This window comes from Citrobacter sp. FP75 (assembly GCF_018342065.1).
Taxonomy (GTDB): Bacteria; Pseudomonadota; Gammaproteobacteria; order Enterobacterales; family Enterobacteriaceae; genus Citrobacter.
The window spans coordinates 45,607-52,728 of record NZ_JAFDOE010000013.1 but is presented as its reverse complement, the minus strand read 5'-3'; the positions used below and the strand labels follow the sequence as shown (position 1 = coordinate 52,728).

The 7,122-nt window shown below is 43.1% G+C and carries 3 protein-coding genes; 1 reads left to right on the top strand and 2 read right to left on the bottom strand.

Translation table 11 applies throughout. The features are described from left to right. A partial coding sequence (locus tag JQ822_RS23315) for a tyrosine-type recombinase/integrase (RefSeq protein ID WP_244849128.1) occupies window positions 1–340 on the top strand: 340 nt, incomplete at its 5' end. A 204-nt stretch (window positions 341–544) separates the two neighbouring features. Here JQ822_RS23315 and JQ822_RS23310 read toward each other — a convergent pair. Beyond that, window positions 545–2,035, bottom strand: a complete 1,491-nt coding sequence (locus tag JQ822_RS23310; protein ID WP_213135406.1) for a hypothetical protein — start codon at window positions 2,033–2,035, stop codon at window positions 545–547. Beyond that, on the bottom strand, window positions 2,032–6,993 hold the full coding sequence (locus tag JQ822_RS23305; protein WP_213135405.1) for an AAA domain-containing protein: 4,962 nt from the start codon (window positions 6,991–6,993) through the stop codon (window positions 2,032–2,034). Before JQ822_RS23305 ends, JQ822_RS23310 begins: the two co-directional genes overlap by 4 nt. Window positions 6,994–7,122 lie beyond the last annotated feature (129 nt).

The following is a 7,122-nucleotide window of genomic DNA, read 5'->3' as shown; positions in this document are numbered from 1 at the left end:
TAGCGATCTCCTTTGTTGGCAGAGTGATTATGCCGGAGGGTCTCTAAATGTGAATGGCACGATTATGCGGGATACTTACAGTACGACTTCACAGGCTGAACGCGGGGCACAGGTTAAATCTAACACATTGACGATGAATTTCAGTAAAGCGAGGGATTTGGCAGGAATCGACTGGGGTGATGGTTCGCCCGCAACATTCCATGAACAAAGGTCTTTATCTGAACGTCTGTACAAAGAACAGGGGTTAGACACACAAAAACTACTTGGTCATAAAACACAACAACAAACCGATCGTTATCATGATGATCGAGGTAAAGGATGGAGCAAAGTAGCGTTGTGAAACTTTAAGCGTCTCAACGCCACCTTGAATTTCTCACCACACATGAAAGTCCGCTCTGAACGAGGAGCGGAAGTCAGTAAGGCATAACTTATATTGAGAGGTTTTGATCAAAAGGGGCTGGCGATATAATAATTACTCCGAAAACCAGTCCATTAATTACATCACTAAAACGCCAGCTACCAGTTATGGTAACTGACTTTGATGTTAGCGATTCAGGCTAAGAATAGGTCTGGTGGTAGTCCTAGTTAGCCAGTTTTGTGGTAGAAGATCTCGTTCGCTTGCTGGCGATTTGGACTCTCCGGAAGAGCCCCATGTACTATTCAATTTGCTGAGGTCTCCGATTCTAGATTGGAATAATAACTCTAGAGACTTAATTCGTTCCGGATCTTTGGTCATGTAGCCAATGGGCAGACTAACTCCGCTATCACTATTAGGTTGACCATGATACTGTATAAGACCGAAAATACCAGGAATAACAAACAATTCAAGTCTATCCAGCTCTAGTGGAGTGGATAATCCATATGGGAAAATATTTATCAAGTACTGGCTAACATCCCATTTTTTTCCTTGATGGATTAGGGATACTTTTGCATCGTTGTCTCTTTGCTCAAGAATATTTTTTAGACCTTGTACAAAGTGCTCTATGTCCTCCGAATTAGCTCCCCACAATGGAACGTTACTCGGCATCCATAGTGCTTTTAGCTCAGTAACGTCATTATGCTCGTGTAGAGTTTTTCGAATCCATTGCAATGCATCACGTCGATTTTCAACTAGATATATGGGCCCAAAAACACCTCGAGTATCTGGTGAGCCATAACCAGTCTTGCTTTCATCTCTAGCATGCATCCAACCAGAATAATCTACCCGGTAGCCATTTACGAAAGGCTTAAGTATATGATCGTCGGCTAGTTGGCAGTATGTTTCCGCATCAGTGCCTTTTTCTTCTATGTAATTTGATCCTAGAAAATCTGCGATATGGGCTTCTAGCTTACTATTGAGGGGGCGACTTTGGTTTGGCCCTAGCCGTTCAACAGAGCAAATAAACTGTTTTGGTTCACCCTTAGCCTGCAGATAGGTGAATTCAATATCAACTGCTAACTGTAGCACTTCACTTGAACTGCAGCCCATCACTTTATAAAGTTGAGTTCGTTGACGTTCATGCTCGTTGTTGCGAGTTATTTCAAGATAACTGCGGAATTGTCGACTGAACTCTTCAATGATTTTATCCATTCCTAATTCTTTTAGGGATTCAGGCATTGCAAGTTCCGGCAAACCAAACATCAATCGACTCAATCTTTGTTCTTTACGGACAGACAAAGCAAAAGCGTCAAGTACCACATGTTCTGTCTGCTCATTATATTTAACCAACATTGGTACACCATCACCATCGCCGACTTGGCCCTTTAACAGTGGACTCGGGACTAGATAACCCTGGTGATCCAATGTAGCTAGGCGTTTATCTTCTAATGAATTTAGTAATTCTTCCTCTTCGCGTTCTGAAAGTCCGAAGAACTCACGTAACTCGAGAGGTAACATTCGTTCAAAGAGTATGAGCAGTCGACAAGCAAATAGCTCAATAGCAGGCATGGGCTTTTCTTCAGTCCAGGCTAAGTTCATGATGTATTTTCTAGCAGGAATAAGGATGGTGATGCGATTCCCTACACGAGCTTTAGTTTCTGTCGAAAGCGGGATCATAGTGGTGTGGCTTCCTTATTGAATTCAAGAGTCGTAATCATCTGGTAATGGCTATTGTGTTGTATTGCTTGCTCTGCGATGTATTCATACACTGAGCCCAATGCAGAGTCATTGTTGTCTTTACGCCACATTTTGCTTGCTCCAAGAATAACTAAGCGCTCCTGAGCACGAGAAATAGCTACGTTGATTCGGGGGGCATCCCTTAAGAAACCCTGCAGAGCGTCGGAATTATCTCGCACTAAACTAAGGATTATGATCTTGTTTTCTTGACCCTGGTAGGAATCAACGGTATCAATTCGGATCAAATGGCGCAGCGGTCCCATCCATTCAGCTTGATTGAGTTGAGTATCAATTTCATTTTTCTGCGCCCTGTACATGGTAATAATTCCAATTGGATAAGGTTGTTCATTGGTGACCGTTCTTTGCAGATGTTCCACAGCATCTGTCTCAACGAGAACGCGTAATGACTGTAATAACAGATCTATTTCATGTTGGTTGATGTAGCCTGGTTTAGCCTCTTTCTCACCCCGTTCAGAGGTGGTATCTATCCAGCTAACACCTTTATTCCATGGGAAAGGTAATTCGTCGTACCAGTATTTTACTGGTCCTCGCCCAGTGTGTAATTTGCCGATATCGTCGGCATAAAAACATGCTGAGACTAGGTCACCAATGGGTTCAATCATCCGATATTGTGTATCCAGTGTTACTCCACCACATGCCTTGAATGCTCGCTCGAAATCGGATTCTCGAAAAGCTTCTTTGTTTACATCAAGTAGTTTGCTTGCGTGCTTTATATGCCCATTCTGATAAAACGGAGGTAATTGTTTATGGTCGCCCACTAATAGAACGCGTTTCGCACTTTGCAATGCTACCATCAGCTCACTGGCTTGGGCGCGACCAGCTTCATCGACAATAACCCAATCAAATTGGGTCTGCTCCAGCTCTAAACTGCGACGTCCAACCCCCACTAGAGTGCCGCAAGCTAATTGTTTTGTTTTTAACATAAAACGTTCATAGCCAGCTTCTCCAGAGCGCAATACATCAAGCCATTCTTGGCTTAAGGATAGCAATCGATGTAGGCGGTCTACCTTAACGGGATTATTCACTCCATGACTTTGAGCTAATATCTGTAGTAGCTTGTCCAGTAGAAGCTCACTATCAGTTGGCAACTCGCCAAACGCCCCGTTGAATTGTTGTCGGATTATAGTTTCAATTGTTTCTAACGTCTGATTTCGCTGATGCATTAATTCCGTTAACTGGTTTACATGGATCTCATTGGAATCTCCACCAGTGCGTACAAGTTTTTCTCGCTGACGTTGGAACTGTCCTAATTGTGCTAGCAAGGGAGCTAGGTTGCGGTGCATTCGTGTTGCATCTTGAATAAGTTCATGTGGTAGCTGCAGTCTTGAGGACAGAGCATTAACTCGTATGTCATATTCCCTGTGAAATTTGTGGCGGATTTTTTGTTGCAAAGCTCGGCTATGTGTTGGCAGCATACGATCATCGATTAGTGATTCACTACCGATTCGAATAGTATCCAGTTCCAGGCCTTTGTCAGCACATAGTTCACGGGCTTTTATTGCGACATTATCGACCGCAGAGTGCTGCTGTCCTACCAGGAGTATGTTGTTCGCACCAGCATGCTCAAACAGATAATGGATGAATTTACTGACGAAAGTCGTCTTCCCTGTACCAGGGGGACCTTGAAGCACTCCAACAGGACCTTGTCCTACCAAAAATTGAAATGCCTCGAGTTGCTTGCTATTTGTTTCCTGGCCAGGTACATCATATAACTCTCGCAGCTTCTGGATGGATGGACGCTCTGTCATTTCCCTGAGTGCAGGAGATTGTCTGGCATCAAAGTAGTCAATCAAGTTGGGTATGACCGATTTTTTAGTCATAACTCGGTTCAAAGCCTTGAGTCTAAGATCTCTTGACGATTTGCTACGAATGGATTCAAGTTGAAACGACTTACCAGGCGTGAACTGCTTATTGGCCCAATTGTTGACAGGTTGTATAGCTACAAAACTGCTGCTCGTCTCGTTGACGACGAGTTCTCCAAGCTTTTCATCGGACTTAGGTTGATAGATGTAGTAGGTCTCATCTACATCTATCTGCAGGTCCCGTCCATCGAGACACGAATATGGGTACATTGGATACCCACTATCGCTCACTTTATCCTCTGCATTCGATTCAATTTGGAAGGTTTGACGAAGTTGCCCTTCTGAATCAGCTAATGTCTTCCATAATCTCTCTGGAGATAATTCCTTGCGCTCTTCATCTGTTAAAGGACTGTCTGAAACGTCTACAGATAGATTAAAGCGCTCAATAATAGCATCGATGACAGCTTCCATGCTTAGGATTTCATCCACCAAAGAGCATCTTTCATCCACAGGGCCATTCTTCAGAGCAATAAGTTGTGATACTTTTCCAACAGAACGTCGTTGAGCGCTGACAACATCACTTAGCGGAATGGAGGTTGTATACCGGACTTTGGTAATGATACGTGCTTCAACATCCACGTTAATTTTTAGATAAGCGGTATTACCTGTAATAAAGCAAGCAAGTTCATTACTTGAATTACTAACTCGACTATCAATCCATTTGCAGTTGAAATAATAACCGCCGTCGATTGGATCCAAAAGTGTGGGAGCACTCGGAAGGTTACCCCTCCAACTCAACAATATCGGCTCTTTTTCTTCAACCTCTGGTTCTTCTGATTCTTCTGGTTCTAGAGCTTCATGCAGCGAATTGAGCAATGGAGCAAGGGCGATTGGAATTTGTGTTTGATTGTCCCGAGCTCTAATGAGTTCTTCTTGAACTTGTGTTGGCAAGTCTCCCGAGAAAAGTTCCTCAACAATCTTGAATACAGCATAACGGTCTCTCCCATATGCATCAGTAATGGCTGGGTTTACTGGACCATAATCTGTATTAAATGCCTCAGTTTCACTACCGTAATCAACCACATCTACAAGCATGATCAGTTCAGCATTGCTGTCTTTCACAAGAATATTCTCTGGATGCAAATCTCCATGGGCAAATCTTTTTTCGTGGAAATCCATTACAGTACTAATAAGATTAATTGCAAGCTCCCTCTTCTCTTCTTGAGACAAAGTTAAATCGAGCAAGTAATGTGACCAGGTTTCACCCTCCACATATTCTGTGACTACAAATAAGCCTTGGGGATTCATTAGACCAAAGTCTATTACTTTTGGAGTTGCGAGAGTTGCTTCTTGGAACTTTTCCAATCGTTTTAGAAACTGCAATACTCGACGATTGGAGCCTGGCTGGTTTTGAGAGATCTGAACATTATCCCATAACTTTACTAGAATTTCCCGATTGTCTTTATGAGCCAAGAATGATTTCTTACTGCTTACGCTGGCTAGAGCCTCGAAGGCTTGCTGTAGTTGCTCTGGGGATGGTGGGAAATTCTGGAGTATTAAGTATGGTGTTAGTTCTTGCCGTCGGTGTGGACTATGCAGTAACTGCTCAAAGATCTGTTGTGATTCTTTATCTTCTTCAGGACATGTTCCGGTAAGGGAGTTGAATTCTCCTAGCATGCTATGGGCGCCGTCAAAACGTTCTGAGGCATCCCAAGATAAGGCTTTTTCAAACCAAGAGTTCAATAGTCCATCGAAAGGATCGTTTACAGGAAGAGTCCATTCGGGAACACCATCCACTTGCTCAAGCTTTTGATTAAAACAAATCTGATAAGCGACAGATGCCAGCAGGAATACATCGATACGAAAAGCGTCAATGATTTCGCCTTCAGACATAGCATCTTCAGGCAGTGCGACTGGTGAACTTTGCAGTAATTTTCGATGTTCGGCCACTGTTCCTGTTTCAGGAAAAAACGCAGCACCGAAACCTGATGCCAGAATACTACCGTGGTTGTTGGCATACCAGAGGTTGTGTGGGTCTACATCGCGGTGAGCAATATTCAATGCATGTAAGTCACCAAAAGGGGCTAGTAGAGCTCGAACCCTATCAATCCGTTGCTCTTTAGACCATGATGCAGAATCACTTGCTATAACCTCATCCAAACGCTCTGTATTTCGAGGTAACTCATACAACTCACAAAAATCCTCTGTGATGTCATCTGCTGAAACATCGTTGACATACCTAAGCAGATAATCTCGCATATTGCTGTTATCACGAATAAATTTCCCTATCCGATTTTCGCGCAGAGCAATATCGGACCAAGTAGCCTGTAAGGCATGTATGGTACCCAACTGATTAAAGTCCCAGCGACGGATCAATCCTTTCGCTGATGGCATTGTTTTATCTTGAGCCAAATATTCTTTGTAGATTGAGTTCCGGTGAGCAAACCAAGACTTGTTTGTGTGCGCCTGAAAGTTGCCAACAACAAGCTCTTTTTTCCGAATCTTTGGTCCTTCGATAAATCTGTAGATGACCTGCAAAGACTTTTCGGAGTTTGGTCTTGCTTTTCCATTGTTGAAGAATCCGGCCAGTTTTTTATTTGCGACTAGATTGTCATACTTTTCTGGAGACCGAATAGCAAGAAATTCATCGAGTGAGTGTACAAAAGGCCTTTCTATCTGAGGGAGATTGTCTGGAGTAGCGCTTCCACAGAGTACTACATGAGCTTCCACTGTGAGCCAATAACCGAGGTTGTGCGACAACTCTCTATCAAGTAATTTTTGTAGGCGCAGAGCATGTTCTCGTTTGATGGCAAAAGGACTTTTTCCACGATTTTGACCATTCTGGATCCACATCCCGTTGTCATATTCGATTACCCCATTCCATTCTTTGAGCTCAACTAAAAGCAAACGGTCATGGGTAATGATAAGGCAATCAATTTCCATTGCGCCTTGCGCATCCGAAGCAACCAATCCCGCAAATCCGTGCCAGCTGCTTTGGAAGTGCTGCTCCATTTTACTGATTGCTCTGAGCTCACTTGCGTGAAGTCCAGCACCACCCACTTTTTTTATGTCCATCGACCTTATGTCCTTATTACAGAGATTTAAATATTTGCTAAAAATAGATTATTGTCTGCAGTAGCAACATGCTACACATGATAAAACATACCAATCCCCAAATTGACTAATTAATTATTTGACCGGATC

What these genes read in the sequence shown, in the direction of transcription:
- JQ822_RS23310 (WP_213135406.1), bottom strand. Translation starts at nt 2,035, where the DNA reads ATGATCCCGCTTTCGACAGAAACTAAAGCTCGTGTAGGGAATCGCATC.
- JQ822_RS23305 (WP_213135405.1), bottom strand. Translation starts at nt 6,993, where the DNA reads ATGGACATAAAAAAAGTGGGTGGTGCTGGACTTCACGCAAGTGAGCTC.